The organism is Enterobacter sp. PGRG2, assembly GCF_030291195.1.
Classification (GTDB): domain Bacteria; phylum Pseudomonadota; class Gammaproteobacteria; order Enterobacterales; family Enterobacteriaceae; genus Enterobacter_D.
This window is the reverse complement of the sequence record NZ_CP127837.1, coordinates 1,583,874-1,601,128: the sequence shown is the minus strand read 5'-3', so window position 1 is coordinate 1,601,128 and position 17,255 is coordinate 1,583,874. Positions and strand designations below refer to the sequence as shown.

Below are 17,255 nucleotides of genomic sequence, written 5' to 3'. Positions count from 1 at the left end.
AAAGTCTGTCATTCCACCAGCAATAATTTATAAAGCGGTTGATTCTCTTCAACCAGGTCTGCCAGCGTGTAGCTGTCCAGCTCCTTAAGAAAGCTCTGCACGGCCTGGGAAAGGGCCTTTTTCAGGCGGCAGGCGGGCGTGATATGACAAAATGCGCTGCTGCAATTGACCAGCGTCAGCGGCTCCAGTTCACGCACTACATCACCTATACATATAGCACGGGCTGGCTTACCCAGCCGGATCCCGCCGTTTTTGCCCCTGACGGCCGTGACGTAGCCTGCCCGGCTCAGCTGGTTGATGATTTTGACCATGTGATTACGGGACACACCGTACACTTCTGTCACTTCAGAAATACTGGTCATTCGTCCTTCCGGCAGCGACGCCATATAGATTAAGGCTCGCAATCCGTAATCGGTGAAACTCGTTAACTGCACATCAACCTCAGGAAATAAGAAAAAACGCGGGACACCCGTGGTGTATTGACACTATTGATGATAAACCAGCCACCAGTCAGGCTGCTAATTTATTTAGAAATGAACGGTGATGGGAAGAAGTAATAAAGGCAAAACAAGGGGCGCTGTGATGGCGCCCCTGGCGTGATTATGCGTCGAACGGATCGCGCAGGATCATGGTTTCAGAACGGTCAGGACCGGTAGAGATAATATCGATCGGTACGCCCGTTAATTCTTCGATACGCTGAATGTAGTTCAGCGCAGCCTGCGGCAGGCCGCTACGCTCTTTCACGCCGAAGGTGGTTTCTGACCAGCCCGGCATGGTTTCGTAGATCGGCTCGATGCCTTCCCAGTCGTCGGCAGCCATCGGCGTGGTGGTCACTTCGCGGCCGTCCGGCATACGGTAGGCCACGCAGATTTTCACTTCTTTCAGGCCATCCAGCACGTCCAGCTTGGTCAGGCAGAAGCCAGACAGGGAGTTGATCTGCACCGCACGGCGCACGGCAACCGCATCCAGCCAGCCGGTACGACGGCGACGGCCGGTGGTAGCGCCGAACTCGTTACCCTGTTTGCACAGGAACTCGCCGATGTCGTCAAACAGCTCCGTCGGGAACGGACCTGCGCCAACGCGGGTGGAGTAAGCTTTGATGATGCCGAGCACGTAATCCACATAGCGCGGACCGATACCGGAACCTGTCGCCACGCCACCGGCGGTGGTGTTGGAGGAGGTTACATACGGATAGGTACCGTGGTCGATATCCAGCAGCGTACCCTGCGCGCCTTCGAACATGATGAAATCACCACGTTTACGCGCCTGGTCGAGCAGATCGGAGACGTCCACCACCATGGAAGTGAGGATGTCGGCAACCGCCATCACATCGTCCAGCACTTTCTGGTAGTCAACAGCGTCAACTTTGTAGAAGTTAACCAGCTGGAAGTTATGGTATTCCAGCACTTCTTTGAGTTTGGTAGCGAAGGTGTCTTTGTCGAACAGGTCGCCAACGCGCAGACCGCGACGGGCTACTTTATCTTCATAGGCCGGACCGATGCCACGACCGGTGGTGCCGATCGCTTTCGCGCCGCGCGCTTTTTCACGCGCTACGTCCAGCGCCACATGATAATCGAGGATCAGCGGGCAGGCTTCAGACAGCAGCAGACGCTCGCGAACCGGGATACCGCGGTCTTCCAGTTCTTTCATCTCTTTCATTAACGCAGCAGGAGACAGCACCACGCCGTTACCAATGATGCTGGTGACGTTATCGCGGAGAATACCTGATGGAATAAGATGGAGAACGGTTTTTTCACCGTTGATTACGAGAGTATGGCCTGCGTTGTGACCGCCCTGGTAGCGTACAACAAATTTAGCCCGTTCAGTCAGGAGATCGACGATCTTCCCTTTACCTTCGTCACCCCATTGGGTGCCCAGTACGACGACGTTGTTACCCATTTTTCAAAATCACCGTTTGCTTAAAAAAGGATTCTACCATCGCTTTTTCTGATAATCAGCACTTTTTGTCGCCTAATTTCGGCAAACCGGCGTGCTTTGTCTTCAGCCAATCGTTTTCCTCAACATGTAGTAGACAACGACGCCAGCAACCACTAGACCGCCGCCAAAACGCCGTAAAATGTTATCAGGAAGCTGAATGAGCGCGCCGATCATACGTCGCCATGCACGAGGATAAAGCATTGGTCCGAGGCCTTCCAGTACCAGAACGAGGGCCAGTGCCAGCCAGATGGTGGTGTTCATTTTTAGATGTCCCTGAATGAGAAAACCACCGGCTCCTGAGGAACACGGTGGTTTTTAGCAGATTAAACAGCCTGACCGGGGTTAGCGTACGGCGTTGCCCGGCGTCTTCATGTAGCGGAAGAAATCGCTGTCCGGGCTGAGCACCATAACGTCCTGGTTGCTCTGGAAGCTGTTCTCGTAAGCACGCAGGCTACGGATGAAGGCGTAGAAGTCAGGATCCTGGCTAAAGGCGTCGGCAAAGAGTTTAGCCGCTTCGGCATCACCTTCACCACGCAGGATACGACCTTCACGCTCCGCTTCCGCCAGCGTCTTGGTCACTTCGTAATCGGAGGCCGCGCGCAGCTTCTCCGCTTCTTCCTGACCCTGTGAACGGTGGCGACGGGCAACCGCTTCACGCTCAGCGCGCATACGGTTGTAAATCGCTTCCGACACTTCGTTCGGCAGGTTGATCTGCTTGATACGCACGTCGACAACTTCAATACCTAAGGCCGCCATACTGTTCGGGTTCACCACCGGCACTTTACCGTTGGTTTCCGCCGTAACGCGTTTCGCGGCTTTCGCGATTTCGTCATCGGCAGCAGGCGTGGCCACTTCATCTTCGGTGCCGGCAGAACCGGAGTTCAGGGCATCGCGCACTTCCAGCGTCAGACGACCGCGGGAGTCAGTCACGATGTCTTTCACATCAAGACGGCCGATTTCAGAACGCAGACGGTCAGAGAACTTACGTTTCAGCAGCACTTCCGCCTGAGAGACATCGCCACCACCGGTTGCCAGGTAGTAACGGCTGAAGTCGCTGATGCGCCACTTGATGTAAGAGTCGACAATCAGGTCTTTCTTCTCTTTAGTCACAAAGCGGTCAGCCTGGTTATCCATCGTCTGGATACGGGCGTCGAGCATTTTCACGGCTTCGATAAACGGCAGTTTGAAATGCAGACCCGGCTCAAAGACCAGCGGTTTGTTTTCATCGTCACGGAGGACTTTACCGAAACGCATGGTAATGCCGCGCTCGCCTTCTTTCACCACGAAAATAGACGTATAGAGCACGACCAGCACGATAATAATTACCGCAATAATAGACTTACGCATCGTTATTCCCCCTGACGCTGTGAGTCGTTACGCTGCGCGTTGGCACGGCGTTGGTCCATAATGTCACCCTGGCTGGCAGTCGGTGCGGTGCTGGCATTGCTGCCGGAGTTTGAGGCAGGCGGCAGGCGCAACAGATTGTTGGCTCCGCTGGTCTCATTTTTTGCTCCGCTGGCGTTACCGCCCTTCAGCATTTGATCCAGGGGCAGCACCATCAGGTTGCCGCCTTTATCGTTAACCAGCACTTTGCGGGTGTGGCTCAGCACTTTTTCCATGCTTTCGATATACAGACGTTCACGGGTAATTTCCGGTGCGGCTTTATATTCCGGCAGAAGTTTGGCAAAACGCGCCACTTCACCCTGGGCTTCCAGGATGGTCTGCGTGCGGTATGCGCGGGCTTCTTCAAGAATACGCTGGGCCTGACCGTTCGCACGAGGCTGGACTTCGTTCGCGTAGGCTTCCGCTTCACGGATAGATTGCTGTTCGTTTTCACGCGCGGCAATCGCATCATCAAAGGCGGCCTGTACGGCTTCCGGCGGACGCGCGGCCTGGAAGTTGACGTCCAGCAGGGTGATACCCATGTTGTACGGACGAATGGTCTCTTCCAGTTCACGTTGGGTATCGCTACGAATAACGGTACGGCCTTCGGTGAGGATACGGTCCATGGTGTATTTGCCGATCACGCCACGCAGGGCGCTGTCGGTGGCCTGACGCAGGCTGTCGTCCGCGCTGGTCACGCTAAACAGATAGTGCTGCGGATCGGTAACGCGGTACTGCACGTTCATTTCCACACGCACCACGTTTTCGTCGGACGTCAGCATCACGCCGGAAGCCGCCAGTTCACGCACGGATTCGACGTTTACCGCCGTCACGTTATCAATAAACGTCGGCTTCCAGTTAAGGCCCGGCTCCACCAGATGGCTGAATTTACCGAAACGGGTGACCACACCGCGCTCGGCTTCTTTAATGGTATAGAAACCGCTGGCAGCCCAGATAATGACGGCGGCCGCAGCGACGATACCGACCACTCGTCCTCCCATATGACTGCGAGGGCCTGGCGCGGAACTTCCGCCGCCTGAACCGGTACCTTTACCGCCGCCCAGGCCGCCGAGCTTTTTGCTCAGCTTACGGAAAATATCATCTAAATCAGGCGGCCCCTGTTCGCGACCGCCTTTATTTCCCCCAGAGTTACCGTCGGGCTTATTGCTGCTCCCCCACGGGTCGCGGTCTTGTCCGTTATTACCGGGCTGATTCCACGCCATGTTTGTGCTCCATATTTGTTATGCGGTGATATCCCCAGAGGGGAAATGTCTTCAGGTGATACGCCGGTTAGACCACGTAGTCCACCAATGCCGGTTCTTGTTTACAGAGTCGACGCCAGTCAATAATCGGCATGCGTATCTGCATACCCACGCTGCCGTCTTCCTCCATCCACTCTTTTTCTATCGCCTGAAGCTGGTGAAACCGGCTTCGCAAACGCCCTTCTTCGGGAGGCAGACGCAACGTGTGCTGCGCGACTTCTCCGGAAAGCCGTTCGGTTAACGCCTGGAATAACAGTGGTACGCCGACGCCGGTCTGGGCAGAAAGCCAGACCCGAATCGGTTTATTTTCATCGTCACGATCGATACGCGGCTCAAAGCTGTCGAGCATATCGATTTTATTCATGACCATCAGCGTGGGGATTTCGTGCGCGTCGATTTCTTCGAGCACCGTATCCACCGCGGCGATATTTTCCTGCAAGCGGACATCCGCTGCGTCGACAACGTGCAATAGCAGCGTGGCCTGACGGGTTTCCTGCAACGTGGCTTTAAACGCGGCCACCAGGTCATGTGGCAAATGGCGGATAAACCCTACGGTATCCGCAAGCACGGTTTCGCCCACGTCCGCCACGTCGATACGGCGCAGCGTCGGATCCAGGGTCGCAAACAGCTGGTCTGCGGCGTAAACCTGGGCCTCGGTGATCTGGTTAAACAGCGTCGATTTGCCGGCGTTGGTGTATCCCACCAAGGATACGGTCGGAATATCGGCTTTCTGACGGGAGCGACGTCCCTGCTCACGCTGCTTTTCAACTTTTTCAAGCCGCGAGAGGATCTGCATAATACGATTGCGCAGTAAACGACGGTCGGTCTCGAGCTGGGTTTCCCCCGGACCACGCAAACCAATCCCGCCTTTCTGTCGCTCAAGGTGGGTCCAGCCACGCACCAGACGCGTAGCCATATGGCGCAGCTGCGCCAGCTCAACCTGCAACTTACCTTCATGGGTACGTGCACGTTGGGCAAAAATGTCTAAAATCAAGCCGGTGCGGTCAATAACACGACATTCGCATAACCGTTCAAGATTACGTTCCTGAGCAGGGGTCAGCGCATGATCAAAAAGTACGACCGATGCCCCTGTTGCCTTAACGGCTTCCGCTATTTCAACTGCCTTACCTTCACCAACAAAATACTTTGGGTGCGGTGCTTTACGGCTACCGGTAACCACCTGCATTGCTTCGACACCAGCTGAAGAGACCAGGGATTCAAACTCCTGGAGATCTTCCATATCTTTGTCTTGCGAAAAATAGATGTGTACCAGAACCGCCTGCTCACCGGCGTCATAACGGTCAAACAAGCGTAAACCCTCTTAAAATACCAGCGGGGAACTCAGATAATCTGGCTCCCCGGCATGGATTAACAACAACTAACCTTACTCGGCGTCGTCGCTGTCTTGTTGCGTCGCAGAGGACCCCTGCGCGTTACTGCCATGATGATAGTTACTGGAGCCGCCGGTCGTGTTGTTGCTGTGATGAGAAACCGGACGAGACGGGACAACAGTAGAAATTGCGTGCTTATAGACCATCTGGCTGACCGTGTTTTTCAACAGGATCACGAACTGATCGAAAGACTCAATTTGACCTTGCAGCTTGATACCATTCACCAAATAAATAGAAACCGGAACACGTTCACGACGCAGTGCGTTCAAAAACGGGTCTTGTAATGATTGCCCCTTAGCCATTCTATCTTTTCCTTATATGCTTGTTTTGTACTTAGAACCCGGAGGCCCTGAAAACTGCGTAAAATTTTGCGCACGATACGATGTAATTGTACACATTCAGTTTGCGTTAGCACCAACTACCTGTAATACCGCATCTCTTGCCTGTTCGGGCGATTCGCTGTCTAACCAGTGAACCCCGTCCCAGCTACGCAGCCAGGTGATCTGACGCTTCGCTAACTGTCTCGTGGCGCAAACTCCTCGATAAACCATTTCATCATATGAGATCTCGCCTTCAAGGTAAGACCACATCTGGCGGTATCCCACACAACGAATGGAAGGCATGTCCGTATGCAAATCTCCACGGGCAAAAAGCGCCCGCACTTCTGCTTCAAAACCTGAAGCCAACATCTGATGAAAACGCTGCTCAATTCGCTGATGGAGCAGTTCACGGCTCGCCGGGGCGATGGCGAACTGATGCACCTGATACGGCAGAGCCTCTCCTGACGTTTGCGTCAGTTCCGTTAAAGTTTTACCCGAAATGAAAAAAACTTCCAGTGCCCGGGAAAGCCTTTGCGGATCATTTGGATGAATTCGCGCACCGGCCACCGGATCTATCTCCAGCAGTTGCCTGTGCAGTGCGTCCCATCCTAGCTCGGCCGCCTGTTGTTCAATTTTAGCTCTTACCGCCGGATCCGCTGACGGCAAGGGAGATAACCCTTCCAGCAGCGCCTTAAAATAGAGCATGGTGCCGCCCACCAGTAACGGAATACGCCCGGCGGCGGTGATCTCTGCCATATGCGCCAGGGCATCGCGGCGAAAATCAGCCGCAGAATAGGCCTGCGCCGGGTCGAGAATATCCAGCAACCGGTGCGGCGCCGCGCGTAATTCGTCGGCATCCGGCTTTGCGGTGCCGATATCCATTCCCTGATAAATAAGGGCAGAATCGACGCTTATCAACTCTACTGGCAAAACTTTACGCAACTCAATGGCTAACGCCGTTTTGCCGGAGGCTGTTGGCCCCATTAAAAAAATTGCCTTAGGCAGGCTCGCCATACTCTGGTCAGTCATGTCTCAGGGCGTTCATCGCCGAATGTAAATCAACAGGTTGAACCAGGCCACCCGGCGGGGTTTTCACCAGCTGCGGGCAAAGACGTTCGACATCAGCGATCACCGTGATGGCCTGGGCCACACTCCACTGCGGGTGGACGCTCTCAAGCTTACGGGCAATCCACTGGGCGGTGTTCGCCGCGTCTAACGTTGTTTGCTGCGCCAGGTAGCCTATCAGTTCAGGAATCAAGATTTGTAAATTTTGTTGGCGTAAGGGTAAAGGCACGGCGCGAATGGTCACATGATGGGCATCGGACAGAAATTCGATGCCCATGTCGGCCAGCATTGCCTGTGCACGTTGCAGCGCCGCGCGCTCGTCAGCGCTGACTTTCAGGCGAACCGGGATCAATAGCGGCTGTGCGCAGGCCGCTGTATTACCCGGCGTCAGCTGTGCCTGTTTGTACCAGCGCTCCGCCACCGGCAAGGCCAGCAGGAATAACGCCCCGTCGCGCTCCAGCAGGGCGCAATCCTGGCCGATAATCGTCAGCACGCGGCCAAAGCTCTGGCTGTGCGCGTCAACGGCGGAGGGTGTGGGTTCGGGGGCTGGCGCGCTACGCTCAACGGCTGGCGTCTCCAGCAACTGGCGATACAACGCCCCCTGCTGTTTCTGATAGCCCGGCTGAGCGTTCGGCCAGCCTGCGCCGCCGCTGCTTTGCCCGCTACCCTGTCCACCGCGTGGCGTGGCAGCCGGTGCGGTATAACGCTCCGGCGCAGGCTCGCGGGCGACCGCCGGGCTGGCGAACTGGTTTTTACCCGCCGCGATGCGGTTTTCCGGCATACTGCGCGGTTCCGGCGCGTCGGCCAGCGGCAGCGCCTTATCCAGCCGTTGTTGCAGGACGCTCAACACGCCCTGATAGATAAAATCATGTACCAGCCGCGACTGGTGGAAACGCACTTCATGCTTGGCCGGATGGACGTTGACGTCCACCTGATGCGGATCGATCTCCAGATAGAGCACAAACGCCGGTTGCTGATCGGCGCCGAGTTTATCCTCACAGGCCTGGCGGATCGCATGATTGATCAGGCGATCGCGCATCATGCGGCCATTGACGTAGCAGTACTGGATCTCGGCGAAGGCGGAGGTGGTGGATTGCGGATCCGCCACCCAGCCGCGCATCCCCAGATCGCCGTGCTGCCATTCTATTTGCAGCGCCTGCTCGATAAAAGGCACGCCGCAGATCGCCCCCAGACGGCATTCTTTCTGCCCGCCTGGTGGGACGGCGCGATACTGGCGCACCATTTTGCCGTTATGATTCAGGTTGATGGTGACGTCAAAACGCGCCAGCGCGATGCGGCGGATCACCTCATCAATATGTCCGAATTCGGTCTTCTCGGTACGCATAAATTTGCGGCGGGCGGGGGTGTTATAAAAGAGATCCAGCACTTCCAGCGTCGTCCCCACCGGATGCGCGGCGGGTTTGACCGTTACGTCCATGTCGCGCCCTTCGGCGTAAGCCTGCCAGGCTTCGGGCTGATCTGCTGTGCGCGAGGTCAGCGTCAGGCGGGATACCGAGCTGATGCTGGCCAGCGCCTCGCCGCGAAAGCCAAGGCTGATAATGGCTTCCAGATCGTCGAGGGAGGCGATTTTACTGGTGGCATGACGCGCCAGCGCCAGCGCCAGCTCATCTTTTTTGATGCCGCAGCCGTTATCGCGGATGCGGATAAGCTTCGCGCCGCCGCGTTCGATATCAATGTCAATGCGGGTCGCCCCGGCATCAAGGCTGTTTTCCACCAGCTCTTTCACAACCGACGCAGGACGTTCCACCACTTCGCCTGCGGCGATCTGGTTCGCAAGCTGTGGCGGCAAAACCTGAATCGGCATGAAATCTCCTTAATTAAAGAACGCGCCGCCCGAGGAGGCGGCACTCGCCGTCTGGCCGGCACCGCCCTGCGGGGCCGACTGGATCGGATGCGCCTGGAAGTACTGGCGCAGACCGTTATAAATCGCTTCCGCCAGCTGTTGCTGATAGTCATCGCTGCCCAGCAGGCGCTCTTCGCTGTTGTTACTGATAAAGCCCGTTTCCACCAGCACCGATGGAATATCCGGCGAGCGCAGCACGCCGAGGCTGGCATGTTCCGGGCGGCGTTTATGCAGCGAACCAATGCGCTGTAGCTGACCGAGCATATTCACGGCGACATCATACCCGACACGCTGGGAATGACCGAACTGCAAATCCAGCACCGCCTGGCTCAGGTAGGGATCGGACTGGCTGTTCGCCAGCACATCCCCTGCTCCGCCCAGTAGCTCGGACTGCTTCTCATGCTGCTCCAGCCAGCTGGCCATTTCGCTGTTGGCGCGACGGTTAGACAGCACCCACACGGACGCGCCGGTGGCGTCACGGTTCGGCGCGGCATCCGCATGGATCGACACCAGGAAGTTCGCGTTCTGTTTACGCGCCACGTCGGAGCGGCCCATCACCGAAATAAAGTAATCGCCGTCGCGGGTCAGCACGCCTTTAAACATCGGATCGTCATTAAGCAACGCGCGCAGTTTGCGGGCAATCGCCATGGTGACGTTTTTCTCACGCGTGCCGCCAGGGCCGATAGCGCCCGGATCCTGGCCGCCGTGTCCGGCATCAATGGCGATGATCACTTTGTCACCGGACGCGCTGCGCGAACGCATGGCCGGGCGGGTCACCGTATTACTGCTGGTCACGCTCGTTACGCGGTCGTTTTCATTTTTAAAAGGATTGCGGGCAGGCTCTGCCGGACGCGGCGCAATAGCGGGCGCAACGGCTGGCGTCTCGACGCGCTTCACCACAACCGGCGGCGGAGGCGGAGGGGGCGGTGGTGCATCGGCGTTAATGGTAAAGACCACGGTATAGCTGGCGCCGTTTTGCTGCTTCACCGCACGGGTTTTACCGTTCTGCGTCAGGTCGACCACCAGGCGCAGGGACTGATTATCTTTCGGCGTACCAGAGCGGATAGCCTTCACCAGGTTATTACCGCTAAATTGCAGCGGCAACCCCTGGATCACGCCGGTCTGTTTGATGTCCAGCGCCACGCTGCGTTTGCTGTCCTGGGAAAAGGCGTATTCCGGATCGCCCATAAAGCTCAGGGTGATGCGCGCCTGATCATTGCCATTGGACACCTGAATATCGGATAAGGTTGCTGCTCCTGCCTGGGTACAGGCCAGCAGCAGTATTGTCGCGAACCAGCTTTTAACGCGATTGATCATCCCGCCATTCCTACAGTTAACCGGCCAGTCGCGCCAGTAACGAATTACCCGATGAGGAAACGGCAGAAATGCACGCCTCACGCCCTTGTGCCTGGTATGACATATGGATTTCGATATCCGGTTCAGGCAGCACGCCCGCGCCTTGTTGCGGCCATTCGACAAGGCAGATCGCGTCGCGGCCAAAGTAGTCGCGGATACCCATAAATTCCAGTTCTTCCGGATCGGCGAGCCGGTACAGGTCAAAGTGATAGACCATCAGTTTGTCGAGGGTATAAGGCTCGACCAGCGTATAGGTCGGGCTTTTCACGTTGCCGTTATGCCCGAGCGCCTGCAAAAAGCCCCGGCTGAACGTGGTCTTACCCGCCCCCAGATCGCCATATAGATAGATGACCGTCGCGCCATCGCAGGCCTGCGCCACGCGCTGGCCAAGATCTAAGGTTGCTTCTTCGTCAGGTAAAGGGATCACTCGATTAATCATGGTTTACGTCAATCACATCCGGGTTAACTACACGCCGAAGCGTGGAAAAAAGATCGGTCGCTAACATGCCGCGCGTGCCATAACGCGCCGCGAGCCTGTCGGCAGCGGCGCCATGTGCTACGCAGCCTGCACAGGCGGCATCGTACAGGGAGAATTTTTGCCCTGCGAGCGCGCCAATAATACCAGAGAGCACATCGCCCATGCCGCCGCTGCCCATCCCGGCGTTTCCGGCATCAATGATGCCCGTCTCGCCGTTTTCGCAGGCGATAACCGTGCCCGCGCCTTTCAGCACCACAACACCCCCGTAACGTTTTACCAGACGTCGGGCTGAAAGTAAGCGATCACTTTCAATTTCTGCAACGCTACAGTTCAGTAGCCGTGCGGCTTCGCCGGGGTGCGGCGTCAGGATGCGATTGTGACGTTTATCGGGATTGATTGCCAGAAGGTTCAGTGCGTCAGCGTCCCACAGCATGGGTTTGCGAAAATTCTCAATTTTACGCAGGGCGTCTTTGCCCCACGCCTGTTGCCCGAGACCCGGCCCCACGACCACCACGTCCGCCCATTCGAGGCTTTCATCCAGGCTTTGCGCCGTGAGTTCATGCACCATCAGTTCCGGGCGGGCGGTGATGATAGGGCCGATATTTTCGCTGCGCGTCAGTACGCGAACCAGCCCTGCGCCAGTACGCAGCGCGGCTTCTCCGGTCATACGGATAGCCCCCGCCGTACCGTGATCGCCGCCGACAATCACCAGCTGTCCGTTATCGCCTTTATGCGAGGTTGGTCGTCTGGGGGGTAACCAGTCTGCCAGCTGTGTGGCATCGAAACGGGTTATTTTAGTTTCCTGTCCCGCCAGCCAGCTTTCCAGTCCCAGCGCATGATGATGCAGCTGCCCTACCATATCGCGCGCTTTACCGGTCAGCAGGCCAGGCTTAAGGGCGATAAAAGTCAGGGTATGCGCGGCGTTGATCACCGCGCCAGGCGTCGCGCCCGTTTGTGCCAGCAGGCCAGACGGGATATCCAGCGCCAGCACCGGCGCGGGATGTTGATTGGCATGTTCAATAAGCGCGGCGATGTGCTCCCGCGGGGCATCGGTCAGTCCGGTGCCCAGCAGACCGTCGATAATCAGATCCACGCCTTCCGGCCAGGCCAGCGTCGGCGCATGAATGGCGCCCCCGGCATCAAGCCACGCCTCACGCGCGGCATGGGCCTCCTCCGGCAAAGGTTTATCGCTTTCCTGCGCCAGCAGCGTCACCTCAATGCCCGCAGCGGCGGCCAGACGCGCCACCACATAGCCATCGCCGCCGTTGTTACCGTGGCCGCAGAGGATCAGCCAGTGCTGCGCCCCGGGGTAATGTTCCCGCGCGACAGTAAAGGCCGCCTGACCAGCGCGCTGCATCAGTTCATACAGCGTGATGCCGAGGCTGTCGGCCGCCTCCTGTTCCGCGCGTTTGAGTTCATCCGCAGGCCAGATGGAGTGTGGTATACTTGCGGGGTTTTTCTTCAATGTATGGTCCGTCATGTCACAGCCCCTCGATCTCAATCAGTTAGCGCAAAACATTAAACAGTGGGGCACTGAACTGGGCTTTCAGCAGGTCGGTATCACCGACACCGATCTCACCGCCGCCGAACCCAAACTGCAGGCATGGCTGGATAAGCAATATCACGGCGAAATGGACTGGATGGCGCGTCACGGTATGATGCGCGCCCGTCCGCATGAGCTTTTACCCGGTACACTGCGCGTGATCAGCGTGCGCATGAATTACCTGCCCGCTAACGCCGCCTTCGCCAGCACGCTGAAAAACCCGTCGCTGGGCTATGTCAGCCGCTATGCGCTGGGCCGCGATTACCATAAGTTATTGCGTAACCGCTTAAAAAAGCTCGGTGAAAAGATCCAGGAACAGTGCGTATCGCTGAATTTTAGACCCTTTGTGGATTCTGCGCCCATTCTTGAACGCCCGCTGGCGGAAAAAGCCGGGCTTGGCTGGACAGGTAAGCACTCACTTATTCTTAATCGCGAAGCCGGTTCGTTTTTCTTCCTTGGCGAGCTGCTGATCGATTTGCCGCTGCCGGTTGATCAGCCGGTGGAAGAAGGCTGCGGTAAATGCGTGGCCTGCATGACCATCTGTCCGACCGGCGCGATTGTCGAGCCCTATACGGTCGATGCGCGCCGCTGTATCTCTTACCTGACGATTGAGCTGGAAGGCGCGATCCCGGAAGAATTTCGCCCCTTGATGGGCAACCGCATCTACGGCTGCGACGACTGTCAGCTAATCTGCCCGTGGAACCGCTACTCGCAACTGACGGACGAAGAGGACTTCAGCCCGCGCAAAGCGCTGCACGCGCCCGAGCTTATTATGCTGTTCGGCTGGAGCGAAACCCACTTCCTGAAAGTCACCGAAGGATCGGCGATCCGCCGTATCGGTCATTTACGCTGGCTGAGAAATATCGCCGTCGCGCTGGGGAACGCGCCATGGGATGAAGCTAACATTCGCGCGCTGGAACAGCGCAGAGGTGAGCACCCACTTCTTGATGAGCACATAGAATGGGCGATTGCGCAGCAAATTGATAAGCGGAATGCCTGTGTTGTCGAGGTGCAATTACCGCAGAAATTGCGGCTGGTGCGGGTAATTGAAAAAGGGCTGAAACGCGACGCCTGACCTTTCCACAGCTTGTGCATAAAAATAAAAACACATTGCTAATCAAGGCGGAGATGTTCGTCAAGGGACAGGATTAACATTTTGAAATGAAATTTTTGTGAAACATATCAGGCAGTTATCAGAAATTCATTCACATCCTGAATCATTTACCGGGACAGGCAGAAATAACAAACCTGTGGATAAGTCTGTTCACAAGAATATGTCAAAGCGGAAACAAATCGTCTGCGGCAAGGGATCCCGCTGTGGATAATTTATTCAGAGAAGAAATTTGGAGCGGGAAACGAGACTCGAACTCGCGACCCCGACCTTGGCAAGGTCGTGCTCTACCAACTGAGCTATTCCCGCTTGGGTGGTGCGTGGCTGTAAAAAGCCAATCAAATTTTGGAGCGGGAAACGAGACTCGAACTCGCGACCCCGACCTTGGCAAGGTCGTGCTCTACCAACTGAGCTATTCCCGCATATTCGTCGTCTTTCAGGCTGCCTGGTTGCAACATGAAATCCTTGAATCTGGATACTGCGTGGCTGTAAAAGCCATTTCAAATTTTGGAGCGGGAAACGAGACTCGAACTCGCGACCCCGACCTTGGCAAGGTCGTGCTCTACCAACTGAGCTATTCCCGCTCTGCGTAACTTTGCAATTTCTGCATCGGTACGGGAGGCGCATTATACGAGAATTCATTTTAGCTGCAAGCCCTGAAACTGAAAAATTTAAATTTTTTGTTCAAGTGCTGCTTTAATCGGCAAGATGATTATTTTCCCATCAAAATCCGCATTATGGCCCCTCGCCTGCGAAAGACAGGGGCCAAAAAAAAGTTACAGTTTGATGAAATGCTCGCGGTAATAGGCCAGTTCCGCGATCGATTCGCGGATATCGTCCAGCGCCTGATGCGTGTTTTGCTTTTTCAGGCCGGCCAGCACCTCCGGCTTCCAGCGCTTAGCCAGCTCTTTCAGGGTGCTGACGTCCAGATAGCGGTAATGGAAATACGCTTCCAGCTCCGGCATGTATTTAAACAGGAAACGGCGATCCTGGCCGATACTGTTACCGCAAATCGGCGATGTGCCTGCCGGCACCCACTGTTTCAGGAATTCAATCGTCGCCAGCTCTGCGGCGCGATCGTCCTGGGTACTGGCCTTCACGCGATCCACCAGACCGCTGCCGGTATGGGTACGTACGTTCCAGTCATCCATCAGCGCCAGCTGTTCATCTGACTGGTGCACGGCGATAACCGGACCTTCTGCCAGAATGTTCAGGTTCGCATCGGTGACCAGCGTCGCGATTTCGATGATTCGATCGCGCTCTGGATCGAGGCCGGTCATTTCCAGATCGATCCAAATGAGGTTGTTTTCATTTGCACTCATGCTATTTTCCACCCTTCTCGCATAACCAGCCACATCTGGTTAACTAGTATAAAATAGCGTGTATCATAGAGGTTTTGCCCACCAGGGGCGACCAGGAGTCAGCACGATTGAGTAAAAATAAACTCTCCAAAGGCCAGCAGCGCCGCGTCAACGCCAATCACCAGCGGCGGCTAAAAACGTCTGTGGAGAAACCGGACCTTGACGACAACCTGTTTGGCGAAGCGGCTGAAGGCATCGTAATCAGCCGTTTTGGCATGCATGCCGACGTGGAATCCGCAGACGGTGAAACTCACCGCTGTAACATTCGTCGCACGATTCGTTCGCTGGTCACCGGCGACCGCGTTGTCTGGCGTCCGGGTAAAGCCGCCGCGGAAGGCGTTAACGTGAAAGGGATCGTCGAGGCGGTGCATGAGCGCACTTCCGTTCTGACGCGCCCGGACTTTTACGACGGGGTAAAACCCATCGCGGCGAACATCAATCAGATTGTCATCGTCTCGGCTATCCTGCCGGAGCTGTCGCTTAACATCATCGACCGCTACCTGGTGGCATGCGAAACCCTGGACGTTGAACCCATCATCGTGCTGAATAAAATCGACCTGCTGGATGCGGAAGGCATGGCGTTTGTGAATGAGCAGATGGATATCTATCGCCACATTGGTTATCGCGTGCTGATGGTGTCCAGCTACACCCAGGACGGCCTGAAACCGCTGGAAGAGGCGCTGACCGATCGTATCAGCATCTTTGCCGGCCAGTCCGGCGTGGGCAAATCCAGCCTGCTGAATTCGCTCTTAGGCCTGCCGACGGAGATCCTCGTTAACGACGTCTCCGATAACTCCGGTCTTGGTCAGCACACCACCACCGCCTCACGCCTGTACCACTTCCCGCACGGCGGCGACGTTATTGACTCTCCTGGCGTACGTGAGTTCGGTCTGTGGCATCTGGAGCCTGAGCAGGTTACCCGGGGCTTTATCGACTTCCATGATTATTTAGGCCACTGCAAATATCGTGACTGCAAGCACGATACCGATCCGGGATGCGCTATCCGCGAGGCGGTTGAGCAAGGTAAAATCGCCGAATCACGCTTCGAAAATTATCATCGCATTCTGGAAAGCATGTCGCAGGTAAAAACGCGTAAAAACTTTTCTGATACCGATAGCTGACATTTAAGCTAAGCATCGCCAGAATTGTCACCCTTTTAAAAGATCCGCCGGTAATACGGGGATCGGGAACGGTAAAAAATATTAGCCTGGAGGCTACCTTGTTAGACTCATTTAAACTTTCGCTTCAATACATTCTGCCTAAACTGTGGCTGACTCGCCTCGCGGGCTGGGGCGCAAGAAAACGCGCAGGCTGGCTGACCAAACTGGTTATCGATCTGTTCGTCAAATACTACAAGGTCGATATGAACGAGGCGCAAAAGCCGGATACCGCCAGCTATCGCACCTTTAACGACTTCTTTGTCCGCCCGCTGCGTGATGAAGTGCGTCCGCTCAATACCGATCCGAACGTGCTGGTGATGCCTGCCGACGGCGTGATCAGCCAGCTGGGCAGCATCGAAAACGACAAACTGTTGCAGGCAAAAGGCCATAACTACAGCCTTGAAGCGCTGCTGGCCGGGAATTACCTGATGGCGGATCTGTTCCGCAACGGCTCCTTTGTCACCACTTACCTGTCGCCGCGCGACTATCACCGCGTCCATATGCCGTGTAACGGTATTCTGCGTGAGATGATCTACGTGCCGGGCGATCTTTTCTCGGTCAACCACCTGACCGCGCGCAATGTGCCAAACTTATTTGCCCGTAACGAGCGCGTGATCTGCCTGTTTGATACCGAGTTCGGCCCGATGGCGCAGATCCTGGTCGGCGCGACTATCGTTGGCAGCATCGAAACCGTCTGGGCGGGCACCGTCACACCGCCGCGCGAAGGCATCATCAAACGCTGGACCTGGCCCGCGGGTGAAAGCGATGGCGCTGTCGCCCTGCTGAAAGGCCAGGAAATGGGCCGCTTTAAGCTTGGTTCTACGGTGATTAACCTGTTCGCGCCGGGCAAAGTGGAACTGGTTGAACAGCTGCAAAGCCTGTCGGTGACCAAAATCGGCGAACCGCTGGCGGTCTCCACCGAGGCCATTGTGATGCCGGAGCCGACCCCGCTGCCGCAGGAAGAGATCGACGCCGAGCACGACGCCAACCCGCTGGTGGACGACAAGAAAGACCCTGTCTGAT

General features: G+C 56.3%; 16 protein-coding genes and 3 tRNA genes. 3 read left to right on the top strand and 16 right to left on the bottom strand.

Annotated elements, in window-relative coordinates; all coding sequences use genetic code 11:
- Positions 1 to 8: 8 nt before the first annotated feature.
- The 12 genes from nsrR to nnr all read right to left on the bottom strand — a co-directional run bounded on the left by nsrR (position 9) and on the right by nnr (position 12,537).
- Positions 9 to 434 carry a nitric oxide-sensing transcriptional repressor NsrR gene (nsrR, locus tag QRD42_RS06940; protein WP_072570274.1) on the bottom strand — a complete coding sequence of 142 codons (426 nt, stop codon included), beginning with the start codon at positions 432 to 434 and terminating at the stop codon, positions 9 to 11.
- Between the two features lie 166 nt (positions 435 to 600).
- A complete protein-coding gene (locus QRD42_RS06935; protein ID WP_072570273.1) occupies positions 601 to 1,899 on the bottom strand; it encodes an adenylosuccinate synthase in 1,299 nt (432 codons plus the stop codon).
- A 102-nt stretch (positions 1,900 to 2,001) separates the two neighbouring features.
- Positions 2,002 to 2,199: a DUF2065 domain-containing protein gene (locus tag QRD42_RS06930; RefSeq protein WP_072570272.1), complete on the bottom strand. Its 198-nt coding sequence runs from the start codon at positions 2,197 to 2,199 to the stop codon at positions 2,002 to 2,004.
- Between the two features lie 81 nt (positions 2,200 to 2,280).
- A complete protein-coding gene (hflC, locus tag QRD42_RS06925) occupies positions 2,281 to 3,285 on the bottom strand; it encodes a protease modulator HflC (RefSeq protein ID WP_072570271.1) in 1,005 nt (334 codons plus the stop codon).
- A 2-nt stretch (positions 3,286 to 3,287) separates the two neighbouring features.
- Complete coding sequence (gene hflK / locus QRD42_RS06920; protein ID WP_072570270.1) at positions 3,288 to 4,544, bottom strand: FtsH protease activity modulator HflK; 1,257 nt, start codon at positions 4,542 to 4,544, stop codon at positions 3,288 to 3,290.
- A gap of 67 nt (positions 4,545 to 4,611) precedes the next feature.
- Positions 4,612 to 5,892 (bottom strand): ribosome rescue GTPase HflX, encoded by a 1,281-nt coding sequence (hflX, locus tag QRD42_RS06915; RefSeq protein ID WP_072570269.1) that lies wholly within the window; start codon positions 5,890 to 5,892, stop codon positions 4,612 to 4,614.
- A 75-nt stretch (positions 5,893 to 5,967) separates the two neighbouring features.
- Entirely contained in the window at positions 5,968 to 6,276 is a 309-nt protein-coding gene (gene hfq, locus QRD42_RS06910; protein WP_072570268.1) for an RNA chaperone Hfq, read from the bottom strand.
- Between the two features lie 96 nt (positions 6,277 to 6,372).
- Positions 6,373 to 7,323: a tRNA (adenosine(37)-N6)-dimethylallyltransferase MiaA gene (gene miaA, locus QRD42_RS06905; protein WP_072570267.1), complete on the bottom strand. Its 951-nt coding sequence runs from the start codon at positions 7,321 to 7,323 to the stop codon at positions 6,373 to 6,375.
- Positions 7,316 to 9,184: a DNA mismatch repair endonuclease MutL gene (gene mutL / locus QRD42_RS06900; RefSeq protein WP_321988481.1), complete on the bottom strand. Its 1,869-nt coding sequence runs from the start codon at positions 9,182 to 9,184 to the stop codon at positions 7,316 to 7,318. Before mutL ends, miaA begins: the two co-directional genes overlap by 8 nt.
- A gap of 9 nt (positions 9,185 to 9,193) precedes the next feature.
- Positions 9,194 to 10,540: an N-acetylmuramoyl-L-alanine amidase AmiB gene (gene amiB, locus QRD42_RS06895; RefSeq protein WP_072570265.1), complete on the bottom strand. Its 1,347-nt coding sequence runs from the start codon at positions 10,538 to 10,540 to the stop codon at positions 9,194 to 9,196.
- 16 nt (positions 10,541 to 10,556) lie between these two features.
- Entirely contained in the window at positions 10,557 to 11,018 is a 462-nt protein-coding gene (tsaE, locus tag QRD42_RS06890; RefSeq protein ID WP_072570264.1) for a tRNA (adenosine(37)-N6)-threonylcarbamoyltransferase complex ATPase subunit type 1 TsaE, read from the bottom strand.
- Positions 11,011 to 12,537, bottom strand: a complete 1,527-nt coding sequence (gene nnr / locus QRD42_RS06885; RefSeq protein WP_321988480.1) for a bifunctional ADP-dependent NAD(P)H-hydrate dehydratase/NAD(P)H-hydrate epimerase — start codon at positions 12,535 to 12,537, stop codon at positions 11,011 to 11,013. Before nnr ends, tsaE begins: the two co-directional genes overlap by 8 nt.
- Between nnr and queG the strand changes: the two genes are divergently transcribed.
- Entirely contained in the window at positions 12,536 to 13,675 is a 1,140-nt protein-coding gene (gene queG / locus QRD42_RS06880; protein ID WP_321988479.1) for a tRNA epoxyqueuosine(34) reductase QueG, read from the top strand. The genes nnr and queG overlap by 2 nt on opposite strands.
- A 269-nt stretch (positions 13,676 to 13,944) precedes the next feature.
- Here queG and QRD42_RS06875 read toward each other — a convergent pair.
- The 4 genes from QRD42_RS06875 to orn all read right to left on the bottom strand — a co-directional run bounded on the left by QRD42_RS06875 (position 13,945) and on the right by orn (position 15,033).
- Positions 13,945 to 14,020, bottom strand: a tRNA-Gly gene (locus QRD42_RS06875).
- A gap of 37 nt (positions 14,021 to 14,057) precedes the next feature.
- Positions 14,058 to 14,133, bottom strand: a tRNA-Gly gene (locus QRD42_RS06870).
- Positions 14,134 to 14,219: 86 nt separating this feature from the next.
- Positions 14,220 to 14,295, bottom strand: a tRNA-Gly gene (locus QRD42_RS06865).
- Between the two features lie 192 nt (positions 14,296 to 14,487).
- On the bottom strand, positions 14,488 to 15,033 hold the full coding sequence (orn, locus tag QRD42_RS06860; protein ID WP_321988478.1) for an oligoribonuclease: 546 nt from the start codon (positions 15,031 to 15,033) through the stop codon (positions 14,488 to 14,490).
- A gap of 107 nt (positions 15,034 to 15,140) precedes the next feature.
- Here orn and rsgA point away from each other — a divergent pair, with 107 nt between their 5' ends.
- Together rsgA and asd are read left to right on the top strand one after the other, a co-directional pair.
- Complete coding sequence (gene rsgA, locus QRD42_RS06855) at positions 15,141 to 16,193, top strand: small ribosomal subunit biogenesis GTPase RsgA (protein ID WP_072570260.1); 1,053 nt, start codon at positions 15,141 to 15,143, stop codon at positions 16,191 to 16,193.
- A gap of 98 nt (positions 16,194 to 16,291) precedes the next feature.
- Positions 16,292 to 17,254 (top strand): archaetidylserine decarboxylase, encoded by a 963-nt coding sequence (asd, locus tag QRD42_RS06850; protein WP_072570259.1) that lies wholly within the window; start codon positions 16,292 to 16,294, stop codon positions 17,252 to 17,254.
- Position 17,255 lies beyond the last annotated feature (1 nt).